Source organism: Streptococcus sp. KR, assembly GCF_002238115.1.
In the GTDB taxonomy this organism is placed as follows: Bacteria; Bacillota; Bacilli; order Lactobacillales; family Streptococcaceae; genus Streptococcus.
Genome location: NZ_NGVM01000101.1, coordinates 1 through 649, shown reverse-complemented (window position 1 = coordinate 649; position 649 = coordinate 1). Strand labels below are relative to the sequence as shown.

Here is a 649-nt window from a genome sequence, read left to right as displayed (position 1 = left end):
TCACCTATTTTTAGGTACGAATGACAAGGATACAATGGAATACTATTCTACAAGGGCAGGTAAGCAGACTATACGCACTCGATCCACCTCAAAATCGCATAGTTATCGGAATGGATCCTCAAGTGAAAATAAACAAATTCAAGGGCGCCCCCTTCTAACTCCAGATGAAGTCTCAAGAATTGGGGTAGAAGAAGGACTGGTCTTTATTTCTAAACAAAATGTCTTCAGAGATGAAAAAGCAAGTGTCGATGATCATCCTAGAAAAGATGAGATTGCAAGTTCTCCTGAGGACGAAAAAAACTGGTACGAATACACTCGAAAAGGAACAGACATCGATGGCTTACTTTTATATGCCAACGATTTGACTCCGCAGCTAAAAGAGTTATTCGTGGCTTAACAGAAAGGATAGTAGGATGGAAACACCAAAAATACAATTAGGATACCTGGAGAGTATCTCACAAGTTTTAGCATTAAAGCTAGAAAATTTAGCCACAGAACGTTATGCTATTTGGCAGCTACTTAAACAGGCAGATGAGGAGACTTTTTATCAATTAGCTCCTCATCTTTTTGTGACAACGAATCAGGAAGATCCATTAGTTGTTAGTGAACTAGATGCAACTCCTGAAGGATATCTTTTATTTAAGGAATT

2 protein-coding genes are annotated in these 649 nt (G+C 38.4%); both read left to right on the top strand.

Features of this window, described 5'->3' with window-relative positions; all coding sequences use genetic code 11:
• On the top strand, positions 1 to 397 hold a 397-nt coding region (locus CBI42_RS11080; RefSeq protein ID WP_179211407.1), incomplete at its 5' end, for a type IV secretory system conjugative DNA transfer family protein.
• 16 nt (positions 398 to 413) lie between these two features.
• The coding region (locus CBI42_RS11075) for a hypothetical protein (protein WP_142294121.1) at positions 414 to 649 on the top strand (236 nt) is incomplete at its 3' end.